The sequence below is a fragment of the Roseovarius amoyensis genome, from assembly GCF_003260265.1.
Classification (GTDB): Bacteria; Pseudomonadota; Alphaproteobacteria; order Rhodobacterales; family Rhodobacteraceae; genus Roseovarius; species Roseovarius amoyensis.
On record NZ_QITQ01000017.1, the window covers coordinates 13,046 to 29,191 of the forward strand.

16 protein-coding genes are annotated in these 16,146 nt (G+C 64.6%); 10 read left to right on the forward strand and 6 right to left on the reverse strand.

Translation table 11 applies throughout. The features are described from left to right. Positions 1-86 precede the first annotated feature (86 nt). Positions 87-1,190 (forward strand): chorismate synthase, encoded by a 1,104-nt coding sequence (gene aroC, locus DL899_RS13735; protein WP_111734935.1) that lies wholly within the window; start codon positions 87-89, stop codon positions 1,188-1,190. An 82-nt stretch (positions 1,191-1,272) separates the two neighbouring features. After that, positions 1,273-2,256 (forward strand): hypothetical protein, encoded by a 984-nt coding sequence (locus DL899_RS13740; protein WP_111734936.1) that lies wholly within the window; start codon positions 1,273-1,275, stop codon positions 2,254-2,256. A gap of 12 nt (positions 2,257-2,268) precedes the next feature. Here DL899_RS13740 and DL899_RS13745 read toward each other — a convergent pair whose 3' ends face one another. The 3 genes from DL899_RS13745 to DL899_RS13760 form a co-directional block, all read right to left on the reverse strand. Continuing rightward, the gene (locus DL899_RS13745; RefSeq protein ID WP_111734937.1) at positions 2,269-3,156 is read right to left on the reverse strand and encodes a DMT family transporter; all 888 of its coding nucleotides are present in this window, start codon (positions 3,154-3,156) and stop codon (positions 2,269-2,271) included. 81 nt (positions 3,157-3,237) lie between these two features. Beyond that, positions 3,238-3,525, reverse strand: a complete 288-nt coding sequence (locus DL899_RS13750; RefSeq protein ID WP_111734938.1) for an HU family DNA-binding protein — start codon at positions 3,523-3,525, stop codon at positions 3,238-3,240. Between the two features lie 1,292 nt (positions 3,526-4,817). After that, positions 4,818-6,302 (reverse strand): AMP nucleosidase, encoded by a 1,485-nt coding sequence (locus DL899_RS13760; RefSeq protein ID WP_111734985.1) that lies wholly within the window; start codon positions 6,300-6,302, stop codon positions 4,818-4,820. 98 nt (positions 6,303-6,400) lie between these two features. Between DL899_RS13760 and DL899_RS13765 the strand changes: the two genes are divergently transcribed. The 3 genes from DL899_RS13765 (at position 6,401) to DL899_RS13775 (ending at position 8,423) form a co-directional block, all read left to right on the forward strand. After that, the gene (locus DL899_RS13765; RefSeq protein ID WP_111734940.1) at positions 6,401-6,589 is read left to right on the forward strand and encodes a hypothetical protein; all 189 of its coding nucleotides are present in this window, start codon (positions 6,401-6,403) and stop codon (positions 6,587-6,589) included. Between the two features lie 10 nt (positions 6,590-6,599). Then, positions 6,600-7,454, forward strand: coding sequence for an SDR family oxidoreductase (locus tag DL899_RS13770; RefSeq protein ID WP_111734941.1), 855 nt, complete (start codon positions 6,600-6,602; stop codon positions 7,452-7,454). A gap of 111 nt (positions 7,455-7,565) precedes the next feature. Continuing rightward, positions 7,566-8,423, forward strand: coding sequence for a DMT family transporter (locus DL899_RS13775; RefSeq protein ID WP_111734942.1), 858 nt, complete (start codon positions 7,566-7,568; stop codon positions 8,421-8,423). Here DL899_RS13775 and DL899_RS13780 read toward each other — a convergent pair. From DL899_RS13780 to DL899_RS13790, 3 genes are read right to left on the reverse strand one after another with little or no spacing between them, the layout of a single operon-like run. Further along, positions 8,420-9,694 (reverse strand): bifunctional folylpolyglutamate synthase/dihydrofolate synthase, encoded by a 1,275-nt coding sequence (locus DL899_RS13780; RefSeq protein ID WP_111734943.1) that lies wholly within the window; start codon positions 9,692-9,694, stop codon positions 8,420-8,422. The genes DL899_RS13775 and DL899_RS13780 overlap by 4 nt on opposite strands. Beyond that, the gene (gene accD, locus DL899_RS13785) at positions 9,691-10,662 is read right to left on the reverse strand and encodes an acetyl-CoA carboxylase, carboxyltransferase subunit beta (protein WP_111734944.1); all 972 of its coding nucleotides are present in this window, start codon (positions 10,660-10,662) and stop codon (positions 9,691-9,693) included. The genes DL899_RS13780 and accD overlap by 4 nt, the downstream gene beginning before the upstream one ends. 60 nt (positions 10,663-10,722) lie before the next feature. Continuing rightward, positions 10,723-11,595, reverse strand: a complete 873-nt coding sequence (locus DL899_RS13790) for a CPBP family intramembrane glutamic endopeptidase (protein WP_111734945.1) — start codon at positions 11,593-11,595, stop codon at positions 10,723-10,725. A gap of 247 nt (positions 11,596-11,842) precedes the next feature. On the opposite strand from DL899_RS13790, the gene ilvD reads away from it, so the two are divergent. The 5 genes from ilvD to DL899_RS13815 all read left to right on the forward strand — a co-directional run bounded on the left by ilvD (position 11,843) and on the right by DL899_RS13815 (position 16,141). Then, positions 11,843-13,600, forward strand: a complete 1,758-nt coding sequence (gene ilvD, locus DL899_RS13795) for a dihydroxy-acid dehydratase (protein WP_111734946.1) — start codon at positions 11,843-11,845, stop codon at positions 13,598-13,600. A gap of 1 nt (position 13,601) precedes the next feature. After that, entirely contained in the window at positions 13,602-14,243 is a 642-nt protein-coding gene (locus DL899_RS13800) for a hypothetical protein (protein ID WP_111734947.1), read from the forward strand. A 133-nt stretch (positions 14,244-14,376) separates the two neighbouring features. Then, entirely contained in the window at positions 14,377-15,129 is a 753-nt protein-coding gene (locus DL899_RS13805) for a DUF6478 family protein (RefSeq protein WP_111734948.1), read from the forward strand. A 22-nt stretch (positions 15,130-15,151) separates the two neighbouring features. After that, positions 15,152-15,529, forward strand: a complete 378-nt coding sequence (locus DL899_RS13810; protein ID WP_111734949.1) for a hypothetical protein — start codon at positions 15,152-15,154, stop codon at positions 15,527-15,529. Positions 15,530-15,652: 123 nt separating this feature from the next. Beyond that, positions 15,653-16,141: a transglycosylase SLT domain-containing protein gene (locus DL899_RS13815; protein WP_420820985.1), complete on the forward strand. Its 489-nt coding sequence runs from the start codon at positions 15,653-15,655 to the stop codon at positions 16,139-16,141. Positions 16,142-16,146 lie beyond the last annotated feature (5 nt).

Consider the following 16,146-nt stretch of genomic DNA (forward strand, 5'->3'; position numbering starts at 1 on the left):
GGCGGCCGCAAGCCCGTCGCGGGCAGAGCGGCACTCTCGATCCGGATCAACAGGCCCAGGGGACGGCCAGGCAAGGGAACGCGTGCATGAGCCTCAATTCCTTCGGTCATCTGTTTCGCGTTACCACTTGGGGCGAAAGCCACGGGCCGGCGCTGGGTGCAACGGTTGATGGCTGCCCGCCGGGCATACCGGTCGATGAGAAATTTCTGCAGCAATGGCTGGACAAGCGCCGCCCGGGGCAAAGCCGCCACACCACCCAGCGGCAGGAAGCTGACGCCGTGCGCATTCTGTCAGGCGTCTACGAGGGGCTGACCACCGGCACGCCCATACAGCTGATGATCGAGAACACCGACCAACGGTCAAAGGACTATGGCGACATTGCGCAGACCTTTCGTCCGGGGCATGCGGACATCACCTATCACCTGAAATACGGGCTGCGCGATCCGCGCGGCGGCGGGCGGTCTTCGGCGCGCGAAACGGCGGCGCGGGTGGCCGCCGGTGGGGTGGCCCGCGCGGCCTTGCGCGAACTGGTGCCGGGGCTCGAAATTCGCGGATACATGACCCGCATGGGCGAGATGGAGATCGACCGCGCGCGTTTCGACTGGGACGAGGTTGAGCGCAACGATTTCTGGGTGCCCGACGCCGATGCCGTGCCGCAGTGGGAGACGTATCTGCAACGCATCCGCAAGGAAAAGAACTCGGTCGGGGCCGAGGTCGAGGTGGTCGCACGTGGGGTGCCGCCGGGACTGGGCGCGCCGGTATACGGCAAGCTCGACACCGACCTGGCCGCCGCAGCGATGTCGATCAACGCCGTCAAGGGCGTCGAGATCGGCGAGGGCATGGCGGCGGCGCGGCTGACCGGGACGGCGAATGCCGACGAGATATTCATGGGTGAGGACGGGCCGGAGTTTTCATCGAACCATGCCGGCGGCATCCTGGGCGGTATTTCGACGGGGCAGGAGATCGTGCTGCGCTTTGCGGTCAAGCCGACCTCGTCGATCCTGACGCCGCGCCGGTCGATCCGGATCGACGGCACCCCGACAGAGGTGGTGACGAAGGGCCGCCATGACCCCTGTGTCGGCATCCGTGCGGTGCCGGTAGGCGAGGCGATGGTGGCCTGTGTCCTGCTGGATCATTTCCTGCTGCATCGCGGCCAGGTGGGTGACGGGCCGCGCGGCCGGATCGGCTGAGCGGGACAGTATCCCTGATTGGTTTTGATTTCTGCACGCCGATGTGCAGAGTTGAACCCAAATATCAATGAGGGACACAGCCATGACCGATTACTCGCTCGGAACATCTTTCACGATCATGCGCCGGACCGCGCCGTTCCTGGTGTTTCGCATGCTGGTCTATTTCGGCATCGCCGTGGCCTATGTCGTCGCCACCGGCACGGGGGCGGGTATCGGCTGGGGCGTAGGCGCCTTCGGGGATGTGGATTTTCGCACCGGCACGACTTTTTGGGGTGGCGCGGCGGGGTTCGGCCTGACGGCGGCGGTGCTGTATTTCCTGCGCGAATATATCCTTTACATGGTCAAGGCCGGGCATATCGCGGTCATGGTCGAATATCTCGACGGGCGTGAACTGCCGGGCGGGCGGTCGCAGATCGCCTATGCGCAGGAAATCGTCAGGGCGCGCTTTGGCCAGGCCAATGTTCTGTTCGGCATTGACCAGCTTGTTCGCGGGGTGATCCGGGCGATCACGGGGCTGATCGGGGGGCTGGCGTCGCTGTTGCCGATACCGGCGATGGGTGGGTTGATGCGGGTCGTACGGGCGTTCCTGCGCGTGGCGGTGGGGCTGATCGACGAGGTGATCCTTGCCTACCTGATCCGCACAAAGTCGGAAAACCCGTGGTCGGATTCGCGCGATGCGCTGGTGCTGTATGGCCAGAACGCGCGCCCGCTGCTGGTGAACGCGGCGGTGATCACGCTGGTGACCTATGTGTTGGCCTTCATCGTGTTCCTGGTGATGCTGGCGCCTGCGGCGGCGGTTGTCTATCTCATCCCTGGGGCGTGGTCGGCGGGTGGTTTCGTCTTTGCGATCCTGTTCGCCTGGGCGGTCAAGGCCGCGGTGCTGGAACCGTTTGCACTGGCCTGCCTGCTGCAGGCCTATTTCAAGCTGACCGAGGGGCAGGCGCCGAACCCCGAATGGGTTGCCCGGCTCGAAGGTGTTTCCGCCAAGTTCAAGAAGCTGGGCCAGCGTGCCGGCGAATGGGTCGGATTGCCCGCAGGCGTGGCGCAGCCGGAAAGCAAGGGATAGGGGCGGGCGCGGTCAGTTGGAGATTGCCCGCCGCACTGCCCCCTGCCGCGACAGCTGAACGGCCAGGATGCCGACGGTGATCACCAGCACGCCGACGATGTCCCACGCGCCCAGCGGCTCACCAAGGATCATCGCGGCGATGGCGACCCCCAGGAACGGGTTGAGAAAGTGGAATGTGGCGGCCTTGATCGCCCCGATGCGGTTGACCAGACGGAACCAGACCAGCGTCGCTGCCAGCCCGGGTATCAGCGTGGTATAGGCGAATGCCGCCACCAGTTGCCATGACCAGGCTATTTCAAGCGTTTCGGTGGTGGCGCCGATCACGCTCAGGATGGCGCTGCCGATCAGCATCTGCAGCCCCACCACCATCAGGAAGTTCCCGCCGGATGTGGCGCCGCGCACCGCCAGCGTGGCAAAGGTCAGCGCGACGACCCCGATCACGCAAAGCGTGACGCCGAACATGTCGGCCCCGCCCTGCAGCCGGGTGCCCATGATGATGGCGACCCCGATCACCCCCGCGATCAGCCCGCCAAGACCCAGCGCCCCGATACGTTCGCCAAGCATGGCCCAGCTGGCAAGCCCCACCAGCAGCGGCATGGTCGATGCGATGATGGCCGCCAATGACGCCTCGACCGTCTGCATCGCCACGAAATTGAGCCCGAGATAAAGCGCGTTCTGGCAGATGCCGAACAGGATGGTGGCGCGCCACTGGGCACGGGTCAGTCGCCAGCTCTGCCCCAGCATCCAGGCGATCAGCACCCCCAGAAGCCCTGAAATCAGGAATCTCAGCGCCAGCGCCGAGATCGGCGGCGCCGCGGCGACGATCATCCGCGCCGAGGTAAAGGCCGACGACCACATGACCGCGAATGCCAGCCCCATCAGGATCGCGCGAATATCCATGCCTGTCCGATGCCTCCGAAAAAAGGGAAAGGGCCGCCCCATTCGGGGCGACCCTTTCGGAATTGCTACTGGATTGCAAGATCAGCCGTTGACGCTGTCTTTCAGCGCTTTGGCGATGGTCATCTTGACCACCTTGTCGGCCGGCTTGTGGATCTGATCGCCGGTGGCGGGGTTGCGCACCATCCGCTCGGGACGTTCGCGGCAATAGATCTTGCCCACGCCGGGCAGGGTGACCGCGCCGCCGCCCGAAACTTCGCGGGTGATCACGTTGACCACTGCGTCGAGCGCCGCGCTGGCAGATTTCTTGTCGCTACCCATTTCGTCGGCCAGGGCCGCGACAAGCTGGGTTTTCGTCATCGGTTTTGCCATTTCTGGTCTCCTTCAACTGCCCGTTCCTTGGGGCCTCATGGCGGGATTTAACTGTATCTTGCTTGTGAACACAACGAATAGTGTAGGAAACGAAGGGATTTTCACTGATTTTGTGGTGTTTTCGTGTAACTGAAACAGGAAAACCGGCACGATTCCATGCCAGCCGGCAGGGAAATGCAGAATCATGATCTTTGATAGGTACGTGATCGCTCCTGATGTTGGCAGGCGCTGGCTAAATAGGCTTGCGTGGAACTCGTGACAGAGACATTCTGCACATACATCTTATGGAGGAGCAACAAGTGGCCACTACAAGTGAAAGAGATATCGCAATTGGGGTGATGAGGATTGCAGCCCAACAAAGCAACGGCGTAGCAAGTTTTCGACGGCTGTACGCTGAAATTCCGAATTGTGTGGGATTGACTGATGATGACTTCATCCCTTCAACTACTCGGAACGGCGAACCGATGTGGCATCAGATTGTCCGAAATATCAAATCTCACCATGAGGCTGAGGGTAATGCTATATACGAAGGGTGGCTGGAACACATCCCACGTGTCGGATACCGTATCACTAATCAAGGACGCAAACGGATAGGAATCGCAGACTAAGTATATAAAGCCTTGTATCCTGGTTCAAACCAGCGAAGCTCCGTTGAACTAGGTGCTTCCTTGTCCCACACAAACCATGCGTATGCTGTCGTGCCGGACCCCTTACGATGCGCATTTGCCGGATAGAAAGTTATCCGTTCGCTGAAAACCCACACCCGTGACGGGGGGGAAGTTGAGAAAATTGTCCGCTGGCGTTTGGCTCCCTCAAGAAATGCCAGCCTGAGAAGTAGAGCAAATTTCTTATCTGCTTTCTCGAGTCCTGACCGGACAAACCCCTCTGCAGAGTTATACGGAGGGTTCGTGACAATGTTTGTAGCCGTCCGGTCAGAGGTCAAGAAGTCGATACCGGTCTCCCCATACCCCCGATCATATAGATCAGAACTAAATACACTCTTCGAACCGTTCCTAAGCACTTCTGACATTGCGCCGTTCCCGCAGGCGCATTCCCAAATGTCGCCATCAAAGGTTTCGTTGTCGATAAGCGCATAGGTCGCCCATTTTGGTGTTGGATAAAAATCTGGCCCGTCCAAGTCCGCGAACCGTTTAAGAGTTGGCTTGTACCCGCCGTTGAGGTTGTATGCTGTATCCATAGGGAAAATATAGCAGAATCATAGGGTTATGCAACACTTTCTAAGTGATTCTAAAGACTCGACTTTCCCACAACCGACCAGCAATCCGGGAGCCTCACAGAAAGGCGGTTTCCTCGAAACTGCGCAATTTGCGGCTGTGAATGCGCTCCAGCGGCATCTCACGCAGGCTTTCCATCGCGCGCAGCCCGATCATCAGGTGGCGTGAGACCTGAGTCTTGTAGAACTCGCTGGCCATGCCGGGCAACTTCAATTCGCCGTGCAGGGGCTTGTCGGACACGCACAAAAGTGTGCCATAGGGAACGCGAAAGCGAAAGCCGTTGGCGGCGACAGTCGCGCTTTCCATGTCCAGCGCGATGGCGCGTGACAGGCTGAGGCGGTGAACGGGGCCGGAATGGTCGCGCAGCTCCCAGTTGCGGTTGTCGAAACTGGCCACCGTGCCGGTGCGCATGATCCGTTTCAGATCGTACCCCTCCAGCTGGGTTTCGGCCGCGACCGCCTCTTGCAGGGCGATCTGGATTTCCGCCAGCGCCGGGATGGGCACCCAGGCCGGCAGGTCGGCGTCAAGCACGCGATCCTCGCGCAGATAGGCATGCGCCAGCACGAAATCGCCCAGCGACTGCGAACTGCGCAGCCCGGCACAGTGGCCCAGCATGATCCAGGCATGCGGGCGCAGCACGGCAATGTGGTCGGTCGCGGTCTTGGCGTTCGAGGGGCCGATGCCGATATTGACCAGGCTGATGCCGCTGCCGCCTGCACGGGTGAGATGAAAGCTGGGCATCTGCGGCAGCTTGGCGGGGATGTCCATCGGCACATCGGGGTCGGTGATGGTGACGTCGCCAGGGCCGACAAAGCTCTCATACCCCGTTTCGGGCGAGGCCAGCATCCGACGGGCGAAGGCTTCGAACTCGGAGACATAGAACTGGTAGTTGGTGAACAGGACGTGGTTCTGAAAATGCCCGGGTGCGGTGGCGGTGTAATGCGCCAGCCGCGCCAGCGAGTAATCCACCCGCTGCGCCGTAAAGGGGGCCAGCGGCATGGTGCCGTCGGGGCCGGGCTGAAACGTGCCGTTGACGATGTCGTCATTGGTCGTGGTCAGGTCCGGCACGTCAAAGACGTCGCGCAGGGTGAACCCGGCAGCGCCTTCGTGCGGAACATTCAGGCCGGGGTCGTCCGTGACCGCGAAATGCACCGGGATCGGCGTATCGGACGGCCCGATGGTGACCGGAACACCGTGATTAGCCATCACCAGCTCGATCTGCTGGCGCAGGTAGTGACGAAAGAGCTGCGGCCGGGTGACGGTAGTGGCATAGGTGCCGGGCCCGGCCACATGACCAAAGCTGAGCCGGCTGTCGATCTTGCCATAGCTGGTCGTGGTCAGGCGGATTTCGGGATAGAAGGCGCGCACCCGGCAGGGCGGCGCGCCCCGGGTCAGGGCATTGGCGAACTCGGCGCGCAAAAACCCCGCCGCGCCATCATAGAGCGCGATCAGCCGGTCGACCGCGCGCTGCGCGTCGGTAAAGTCTTGCGCGGCTGGCAGGTCGGGGGTTTTCACCCCGCCATACGGGTCGGCGGACACCATGATGTGGCTCATTCCTCGATTGACTTGGGTCACGTTGACATGAGGCGATAGCGGGATCAACCTGTGCCTGCAGCTGGCGGAAAACAGAGGGCGCCGGAATGGATTTCGAGACGGTCACGCCGGTGGATTTTGGTGCCTCGCTGCGCGGGCTCGGGCTGAACATGCTGGTGCAGGCCGCCAGGAACAGGCCACATGGCCTGCGAAAGGCATATATCCTGTGCGAAGACGGCTATGCTTGGGTGCCTTCGCGCCCGCTGAGCATGGACGAACGCGCAGCGCTGGATTAAGACCGCGCGCATGGGCAAGGTACTGATTTCCTTTGGGCACGGCTATTGTGCGCGGGCGCTGGCACCGCACCTTGTCGCGCGTGGCTGGACGGTCTGGGGAACCACCCGCAAGCCTGAAAAGGCCGCCGCGTTCGAGGCCGAAGGGGTGACCCCCGTGCTCTGGCCCGATGGCGACATGACCGAGGCGTTCGAGACCGCCACCCATATCCTGATCTCCGCCGGCCCGGACGAGGGCGGCGACCCGGTCCTGGCGCGACTCGGTGCGCAGATCCGGGAACTGGCGCCACGGCTTGACTGGGCCGGGTACCTGTCGACGACCGGGGTTTATGGCGATCACTCCGGCGCTTGGGTCGACGAAACGACGCCGCTGACGCCGGCCACGCGGCGCGGACGCCTGCGGGTTATGGCCGAGGACCAATGGCGCGCGATCGAGGGTCTGCCGCTGCACATCTTTCGGCTGGCTGGCATCTATGGCCCCGGGCGCGGCCCGTTCGAAAAAGTGCGCCAGGGCACGGCGCGGCGCATCGTCAAGCCGGGCCAGGTGTTCAGCCGCATCCACGTGGCGGACATCGCGCAGGTGCTCGCCGCCTCGATCGACCGGCCTGATCCGGGCGCAGCCTATAATGTCTGCGACAACGATCCCGCCCCGCCGCAGGACGTGATCGCCTACGCGGCTGAACTGCTGGGCGTACCGATCCCCCCCGAAGAGCCCTTTGACGACGCGGTGATGAGCCCGATGGCGCGCAGCTTTTACGCCGAATCCAAGAAGGTCTCGAACCGCCGCATGTGCGAGGAACTGGGGGTGAAACTGCTTTACCCCGACTACCGCACCGGGCTGAGGGCGTTGCTGGACGAGGCCGGGTAGGGCGCGCAGCCCCGCGCCCGGCATGCGCAGATTGCGGCCCCCGGTGAAAGCCCCTAAGCATTGGTCGGGCCTGCTTTGCATCCGGCCCCCGTACCCGCCTCGGAGACCGAAATGTCGTTAGCCGGCTTCGCCCTCGTCCTTGCTGCTGCGTTCTGTCACGCCACATGGAATTTCTTCGTCAAGCGGATCAATGGCGGGGCCGAGCTGATCTGGCTCTTTTCGCTTTTCACGGTGCTGATCTATCTGCCGCTGGCAGTCTGGGTCGTGGTGGTGCAGCAGCCTGAATTCGGCCCGTGGTCATATCTCTTTCTTGCCGGCAGCACGGCGCTGCATCTGGGCTATTTCCTGCTGCTGCAGGCGGGCTATCGGGGCGGCGATCTCTCGCTTGTCTATCCTGTCGCGCGCGCCACCGGTCCGCTCCTGTCGACATCGTTCGCGGTGATGGTTCTGGGCGAACGCCTGAGTTTGCAGATGGCCGGCGGCGCGCTGGTCATCGTCCTCGGCGTGCTGATGCTGACCGGCGGGCCGCGGTCGGGGGTGCGTCAGCTTGGCGTGTCGCTTGCCTTCGGGCTGGGGGCCGGCACGCTGATCGGCAGCTATACCGTGTGGGACGCTTATGCCGTCTCGGTTCTTCTGGTTCCGCCGCTGCTGCTTGATTATGCGTCGAATGTCGGACGGCTGGTGATCCTGGCGCCGGCCGCCTATCGCGCCCGCACGGCCATGGGCAGTCACTGGCGCAACCACAAGGGCGGCGTGCTGGCCATCGCGGTGCTGAGCCCGCTGGCCTATATCCTGGTGCTTTATGCGCTCACCTTCACACCGGTCGCCTATGTCGCCCCCCTGCGCGAGAGCAGCGTTCTTCTGGGCGTTCTTGCCGGAAGCCTGCTGCTCAACGAGGGGCGGCTCAGGCAGCGGCTGGTCTGGGCCGTCGTGATTCTGGCGGGGATGGCGCTGCTGGTCTCGGCCTAGCCGTTCTCGCGCAGGATCGTGCCCGCCAGGTAGAGCGAGCCGCAGATCAGGATGCGCGCCGTCGGCTCTGCCGCCGCGATGGCACGCACGGCCACCAGCGCGCTGTCGGCGGTCTGTGCGCGCATGCCGGCGGCGCGGGCGGCGGCGGCGGTTGCTTCGGCCTCCAGCGTGTTGGGCTCATCGGGGATCGATACCGCCGTCAGGCTGGCGGCGTGGCCTGCCAGCGGGCGCATGTATCCGCCCACGTCCTTGGTGTTCATCATCCCGCAGACCAGGTGTGTGGGCCGTTCCGGCAGGCTGGCCAGATGGCGCGCCACCGCGGCCCCGGCGGCGGGGTTGTGGCCGCCGTCCAGCCACAGCTCGGCCCCCGGTGCGGCCTCGACCAGCGGGCCGGTGCGCAGCCGCTGCATCCGCGCGGGCCAGCGCGCCTGTGTGACAGCGGCCTCCCAAGCCACCTCGCCCTGGCCCAGGTGACGCAGCGCGGCGATGGCGGCGCCGGCGTTTTCGTACTGGTGCGCGCCGGGCAGGTTGGGCAGTGGCAGGTCGCATAACCCGGCCTCGTCCTGGCAGACCAGCCGCCCGCGTTCCTCGAATGCGTGCCAGTGCTGGCCGTGTTTTAGCAGCGGGCTGCCGATGCGCCGCGCGGTCGCCTCGATCACCTCCAGCGCCTCGTCCTGCTGCGGGCCGACAACGCAGGGAACGCCGCGTTTCAGGATGCCGGCCTTTTCCGCGGCGATCTTTGCCAGCGTGTCGCCAAGATAGGATTCGTGATCCAGCGATATCGGGGTGAGGATGGTCAGCGCGGGCCGTGCGATCACGTTGGTGGCGTCCAGCCGCCCGCCCAGACCGACCTCGAGCAGGGTGTAATCGGCCGGCACCCGCGACATCGCCAGCAGCGCGGCGCAGGTGGTGATCTCGAAATAGGTGATCGGCTCGCCATCATTGGCGGCCTCGCATTCATCCAGCACCTCCGTCAGGTCGGGTTCGGAAATCAGCGCGCCGGCCAGGTAGATGCGTTCGTGAAACCGCGCGAGATGGGGCGAGGTATAGGCATGCACACGCTGGCCCGCGCCCTCCAGCCCGGCGCGGATCATCGCCAGGGTCGATCCTTTGCCGTTGGTGCCCGCGATGTGGATCACTGGCGGCAGCGCCTCTTGCGGGTTTCCCAGGCGGTCCAGCAGGCGCCAGACCCGGTCGAGCGTGAGGTCGATGATCTTGGGGTGCAGCGACATCATCCGTTGCAGGATGACATCCGATGTGGGGGCGGTCATTTCCCGGCGGATTTTTTGGCGGTCGGCTTTTCGGGGTTGTCCGGCTTGGGTTTGGCGGTCTCCTTGCCCTTTTCGGCGGTCTCGGCCTCGGGCGCGGGCAGATCGCCGCGAATGGCCGGCGGCTGGCCCAGCAGCATGCGGGTGATGGTGATCAACTCCTCGCGCTGGTCGGTGCGCCGCGTGACCCGGTCAAGCATGCCATGATCGAGCAGATACTCGGCCCGCTGAAAGCCCTCGGGCAGCTTTTCGCGGATGGTCTGTTCGATCACCCGCGGCCCGGCGAAACAGATCAGCGCGCCCGGCTCGGCGATGTGTATGTCGCCCAGCATCGCGTAAGAGGCCGTGACGCCCCCGGTGGTGGGATGGGTCAGCACCACGATATAGGGCAGGCCCGCCTCGCGCAGCATCTGCACGGCGACGGTGGTGCGCGGCATCTGCATCAGGCTGAGAATGCCCTCCTGCATGCGGGCGCCGCCGGCGGCGGAAAACAGGATCAGCGGGCGCTTGAGCGTAACCGCCGTTTCGGCGGCGGCGATGATGGCGTTGCCGACATACATCCCCATCGATCCGCCCATGAACGAGAAATCCTGCGCCGCCGCGACGATCGGCGTGCGCCCGATCTCGCCGGTGGCGACCAGCATCGCCTCGCGCTCGCCGGTGGCTTTTAGCGCGGCGCGCATGCGGTCGGGGTATTTTTTCTGGTCGCGGAAATGCAGCGGGTCGGCGGTGGGCTGGGGCACCTCGACCTCGGCAAAGATGCCGCCATCGAACAGCGCGGTGAAACGCGCCCTCGGGCTGATCGGCATGTGGTGGCCGCAATTGGTGCAGACGTTCAGGTTGTCCGTGAGCTCACGGTGAAACAGCATCGTGCCGCAGCCGTCGCATTTGGACCAGAGGTTTTCGGGGATTTCCCTGCGCGAGAAGATCGAGTTGATCCGCGGGCGCACGTAGTTGGTGATCCAGTTCATGCCGACCGTTTCCGTTTCCCTTTGCCGCCCCGAAATAGGCGCTGGGCGCGGGAAATGCAATCAGGCGCGCAAGGCCAATCGCGCGGCAAGCCAGGCGCACAGGACAAACCCCGCCTCGACCGGCAGGACATACCAGACGATGCCCGGCGCCGACAGGTCGAGCGGCACGGTATAAAGCGCCAGCCCGTCCATGTTGCCCGTGGGCGCGGTGATCAGGATGGCAAAGACGTTGTTGAGGAAATGCAGCGCGATCGCCGGGCCAAGTGTGCCCGCGCGCGCCGTCAGATCGGCCGCCGCGGTACCGAACAGCGCAGCCCAGAGCACGATCACCCAGGTATTGTCTCCGGCCATCCCCGGGGCGTAGTGCATCAACCCGAACAGCAATGACGGCAGGCCGATCCAGACCGCGGGATGGGCAAAGCGCGCGGCCAGCTGGCTTTGCAGGTAGCCGCGAAAGGTCAGTTCCTCGGCCGCGATCTGAACCATCACCGCCATCACGGCCAGCGGCAGCCACCGCAGCCAGACACCGGGGTCCAGGTTCGGTTGCGGGGTATAATCCTCGGGCATGGGCAGGATGAAGACCAGCAGGTAGAGCGGCAGCAGAAAGGCGGCGCAGCGCAGGAAATGCCGCGCGGCGCGGGCAGGCGGACCCAGCAGGCTGACAAGCCCGCGCTTGTGCACCAGCCGCAGCGCCGCCCAAAGTGCGACGATTAGCAGCGCGAACTGGAACAGCATGACCAGAACGCCGGCCGGTGTCTGGCCCGGGGCCAATCCGGTGCCGCCGATGCCGGCGAACGGCACCGCCAGCCAGACATAGAGAAAGGCCATCGAAAAGAAGATCGCCACCATCAGGCCCAGCCCCGCCAGCAGGCGCAGCGGGTGTGACGAGGGGCGCGCCGGGGCAACCAGGGTGTCGAAGGCAGTGTAACGCATCCGCGCAACCTATGGCCTGTCGTGGCCCCGGGCAATGCCTGTCGCGCCAGGGGGCGCTGCCCCCGCTGGTGTGTATTGCACCAGGAAGAAACCAGGGACCGCCTGCTTCTTTCTGGTCAAATACCCCCGCCGAAGGCGTGAAGCCGGTGGTGTTCATGGCCGGCGGCGGTGCGGGGCGCACCATAACCGTCTTGCCCAGCCGCCGGTGGTGGCCTAGACCGGATGCGACAAAATTCGAGAGGCCCCGATGACCGAGTTCGACAAGAAGAATCTGCCAAGCCGTTATGTGACCGAAGGCCCCGCGCGGGCGCCGCACCGGTCATATTACTACGCCATGGGCATGACCGAGCAGGAGATCCACCAGCCGCTGGTCGGTGTCGCCACCTGCTGGAACGAGGCCGCGCCCTGCAATATCGCGCTGTCGCGGCAGGCGCAGTCGGTCAAGAAGGGGGTGAGCGAGGCCAGCGGCACCCCGCGCGAATTCACCACCATCACCGTGACCGACGGCATCGCCATGGGGCACGAGGGGATGCGTTCGTCGCTGCCCTCGCGCGAGGCGATTACCGATACCGTCGAGCTGACGATGCGCGGGCACTGCTATGACGCGCTGGTCGGGCTGGCGGGCTGCGACAAATCGCTGCCGGGCATGATGATGGCGATGGTGCGGCTTAATGTCCCGTCGGTGTTCATCTATGGCGGGTCGATCCTGCCCGGCCGGGCGCCGGCGGTCGAGGGCGTTCCCGAAGATTTCGTCGGGCGCGACCTGACCGTGCAGGACATGTTCGAGGCGGTCGGCCGGCACCAGAATGGCAGCCTGAGCGAGGCCGCGCTTGACGTGCTGGAACGGGCGGCCTGCCCCTCGGCCGGGGCGTGTGGCGGCCAGTTCACCGCCAACACCATGGCCTGCGTGTCCGAGGCGATCGGGCTGGCGCTGATGAACAGCTCGGGCGCGCCGGCGCCTTACGAGTCGCGCGACCATTATGGCGAGGAAAGCGGCAAGGCGGTGATGAACCTGTTGGAAAAGAACATCCGCGCCCGCGATATCGTCACCCGCAAAAGCCTTGAGAACGCCGCGCGCGTCGTGGCCTGCACCGGCGGGTCGACCAATGCCGGGCTGCACCTGCCGGCGATTGCCCACGAAGCGGGGATCGAGTTCTTTCTCGAGGATGTCTGCGAGATATTCCGCGACACCCCCTATTTCGTCGATCTCAAGCCAGGCGGGCAGTTCGTCGCACTGGACCTCTACGAGGCGGGCGGTATTCCGGTGGTGATGAAGGAACTGCGCAAGGCCGGACTGATCCACGAGGATTGCATGACCGCCAGCGGCCTTTCCATCGGCGAAGAGCTGGACATGATCAAGCGCAAGGCCGACGGCCGGGTGATTCACCCCATCGACAAGCCGCTGACCAAGACCGGCGGCGTCGTCGGGCTCAAGGGTAACGTGGCGCCGGAAGGGGCGATCGTGAAGGTCGCCGGCATCGACGCGGAAAACCAGGTGTTCACCGGCCCGGCGCGGGTGTTCGAATGCGAAGAGGATGCCTTCGACGCCGTCAAGAAGCGCGAGTACAAGGAAGGCGAGGTGATCGTCATCCGCAACGAGGGCCCGGCCGGCGGCCCCGGCATGCGCGAGATGCTGGCGACCACCGCCGCCCTGTCCGGTCAGGGCATGGGCAAGAAGGTCGCGCTGATCACCGATGGCCGGTTTTCGGGCGCGACACGGGGATTCTGCGTCGGCCATGTCGGCCCCGAGGCCGCGCGTGGTGGCCCCATTGCGCTGTTGCAGAACGGCGACAAGATCACCATCGACGCCATCAAGGGTGAACTCTCGGTCGATCTGAGCGACGAGGAACTGGAACGCCGCCGCGCCGCGTGGCCCGGCCCGCGTGAAACCACCTATGGCAGCGGTGCGGTGTGGAAATACGCCCAACTGGTCGGCGAGACCTACAAGGGCGCGGTGACCCATCCCGGCGCCAAGGCCGAACGGCATGTTTACATGGATATCTGAGATGTCCATTGTCCGGGCGGCGCGCGCCGCCCGGCTCTTGCTGCTGGGGGGGCTGCCGTTGCCGCTGATGGGCTGTTTCGGGCCCGATACCGGTGCGCTCAGCTTTCTTGCCTCCGGCAACGAAAAGACACAGGTCGCCCGCGACGTGTTGCGCAAGGCCAGCCTGTTGGGGGGCGATGTCGTCGTGCGCGGCCCCGAAGGCTATTGTGTCGATCGCCGCAGCCTGCGGCACAGAGATACAAGCGGCTTTGCCCTGCTGGCCAGTTGCGAGTCGCTGAGCGGCGTGCGCGGGCAGCAGGTCGAACCTGTGCTGATGACGGTTTCGGTCGTGTCCGGTGGGCCAGAGGTGCAGCGCCCCGGCGCCACCGAGATCGCCGCCCTGATGGCCCCGGCCCAGGTATTGGCCGCGCATGAGGATGCCGACCTGTCGCTGGTGCATTTCGCCAGCGGCGGCGACGGGGTGCTGCCGGGGGGCGATGCACGTCACTGGCGCGGGGGTATGGTTGTAAACGGCAATCTTGTCGGGCTGGCGCTTTATGCGCAAAAGGGCGGGGCGATGGCTGGCGGCGATGGCCGGCGGCTGCTGACCGAACTGGCGCGCAGTATCCGCCGCGCCAGCCCTGACCGTCCGGCGGGTGGATAGATGGACGGGCCGGCCATGCGCGGATTTGGGTGGATTGTTTCCCGAATCAGAATAATGATATGAAGGGCTTAACCCAGGCAGGCGGGAGCGGGGCCAGAACAGTGAAACCGGGACGGCGGCAATGAAAGGCTCGATGCTTGATTGGGCTGTGCAGCGTCGCGCGCTCAGGCGTTGGCGGCGGGCGGCGCGGCAGGCACCGTCGTTTTCGCTGCAACGGCTGCGGCGTGAACGTGCGCAGGCGCGCAAGCTCAGGCACGAGCTGAACGAACTGATCGCCTATGCCGACTATCGGCTGGCCCTGCCGGTGATCGGGTCGGCGGTGTTTTCTAAACCGCACGGCACGGATTGGGCCTGGCGGCCCAGCCTTTGGCGCAACCCGTTGCCGGCGCCGGGCATGTCGTCGGCGGTAAGCAATACGCGCCTGGGCGATGAAATCGTATTGTTTCACGATTGCAGACATTCAGAGCTGACGCTCAGGCAGGTGCGCAACCTGCGCGAATCCGACCTGGCGCCGTTCGGGCTGCGCATGGACGTGTTCAATTTCGACGGCTCGTTCCTGTCGCTGGCGCTGGATCTGCCAGACGCGGCGGTCGAGGGGCTGAAGCGGTCGCACCTGATCCGGGTCGACACCATAGTCGAGCTGGAAAAACCGCTGGAGATTTTCGTGCGGCTCAATATCCGCCACGGCCCCAATACGGAGCAGATCGTGCGCGAACTGCCGCTGGGCGAGGATGCGGTTATGGTCGAATTCGACCTGGCCTATTCGCGGCTGAACGAAAAGCGGGTTGAGCGGGCCTGGATTGACCTGATCTTTGAGAACCCGCAGATGAGCCAGGTGACCGTGCGCGACCTGACGCTGAGCCGCCGGCCGCGCGCCGAGTTCTGACCGAGTTTTGACGGAGGAAGCGATGAGCGACCTGACACTGACCAAGACACGGCTGTTCGAAGGCGTGTGGGAAGGGGTGCTGACGCGTGAAAGCGGCGGCACCGGGACGCCCGAAATCGAAGTCACCCACCTGCAGGAACCGCTGGAGGATGTCGAAGTGATCGCCCGGTCGCAGGAAAAGCTGTGGGTGCTGCGGGTGCCGATCCCGACGCATGTGATTGCCGACGGGGTGCAGACCTTTGTCATAACCGACAAAGCCACCGGCGACAGGATCGGGGATTTTGCGCTGATGTCGGGCGATGCGCTGGCCTATGACATCCGTGCCGAGGTAACGTTGCTGCGCGAAGAACTCGACCTGCTCAAACGCGCGTTCCGCCGGCACTGCCTGGAGACGATGTAGATCATAGCGGCGCGTGCGGAAAGCCGCCGGAAACCGGCGCGGATCGGATGTGACCTTGTCCGCGAGTCGGTTTTCGTTTCCAATTGCGCGGTCCACATTGAACGGAGACCGTGATCGGTGATCATCAGACAAATTGCACTGGTCGTGGGGCTTGGCACCCTGGCCGCCTGTGGCACGGCCCCCCGCGAAGCCGAGATTTCGACCCGCGCGATGACGCTTTACCCCGGCGAGACCCCCGAGATACGCCAGTTGATCAACGAAACGGCAGACCGCTACGAGGTGCCGCGCGCCCTGGTGCACAAGGTGGTGCAGCGCGAAAGCGATTACCGCCCCAAGGCGCGCAATGGCCCCTATTACGGAATGATGCAGATCCTGCCCGCCACCGCCCGCGGTATCGGCTTTCAGGGCCCGGCAGAGGACCTGCTGGACGCCGAGACCAACCTGAACTGGGGGGTGAAATACCTGCGCGGGGCTTGGCTGGTGTCGGATGGCGACATGGACGAGGCAGTGATGTGGTATGCGCGCGGCTATTACTACGAGGCGCGCAACCGCTGCCAGCTGGTGGAAACCGGCCTGTTGGATCGGGAAATCGCGCGCCACTGCCGGGCATAGCGCCT

Coding starts and splice junctions, on each gene's coding strand:
- DL899_RS13800 (WP_111734947.1), top strand. CDS start 13,602: ATGTCCATTGTCCGGGCGGCGCGCGCCGCCCGGCTCTTGCTGCTGGGG.
- DL899_RS13775 (WP_111734942.1), top strand. CDS start 7,566: ATGTCGTTAGCCGGCTTCGCCCTCGTCCTTGCTGCTGCGTTCTGTCAC.
- DL899_RS13745 (WP_111734937.1), bottom strand. CDS start 3,156: ATGGATATTCGCGCGATCCTGATGGGGCTGGCATTCGCGGTCATGTGG.
- DL899_RS13760 (WP_111734985.1), bottom strand. CDS start 6,302: ATGGTGTCCGCCGACCCGTATGGCGGGGTGAAAACCCCCGACCTGCCA.
- DL899_RS13770 (WP_111734941.1), top strand. CDS start 6,600: ATGGGCAAGGTACTGATTTCCTTTGGGCACGGCTATTGTGCGCGGGCG.
- DL899_RS13810 (WP_111734949.1), top strand. CDS start 15,152: ATGAGCGACCTGACACTGACCAAGACACGGCTGTTCGAAGGCGTGTGG.
- DL899_RS13790 (WP_111734945.1), bottom strand. CDS start 11,595: ATGCGTTACACTGCCTTCGACACCCTGGTTGCCCCGGCGCGCCCCTCG.
- DL899_RS13765 (WP_111734940.1), top strand. CDS start 6,401: ATGGATTTCGAGACGGTCACGCCGGTGGATTTTGGTGCCTCGCTGCGC.
- accD (WP_111734944.1), bottom strand. CDS start 10,662: ATGAACTGGATCACCAACTACGTGCGCCCGCGGATCAACTCGATCTTC.
- DL899_RS13750 (WP_111734938.1), bottom strand. CDS start 3,525: ATGGCAAAACCGATGACGAAAACCCAGCTTGTCGCGGCCCTGGCCGAC.
- ilvD (WP_111734946.1), top strand. CDS start 11,843: ATGACCGAGTTCGACAAGAAGAATCTGCCAAGCCGTTATGTGACCGAA.
- DL899_RS13780 (WP_111734943.1), bottom strand. CDS start 9,694: ATGACCGCCCCCACATCGGATGTCATCCTGCAACGGATGATGTCGCTG.
- DL899_RS13740 (WP_111734936.1), top strand. CDS start 1,273: ATGACCGATTACTCGCTCGGAACATCTTTCACGATCATGCGCCGGACC.
- DL899_RS13805 (WP_111734948.1), top strand. CDS start 14,377: ATGCTTGATTGGGCTGTGCAGCGTCGCGCGCTCAGGCGTTGGCGGCGG.
- aroC (WP_111734935.1), top strand. CDS start 87: ATGAGCCTCAATTCCTTCGGTCATCTGTTTCGCGTTACCACTTGGGGC.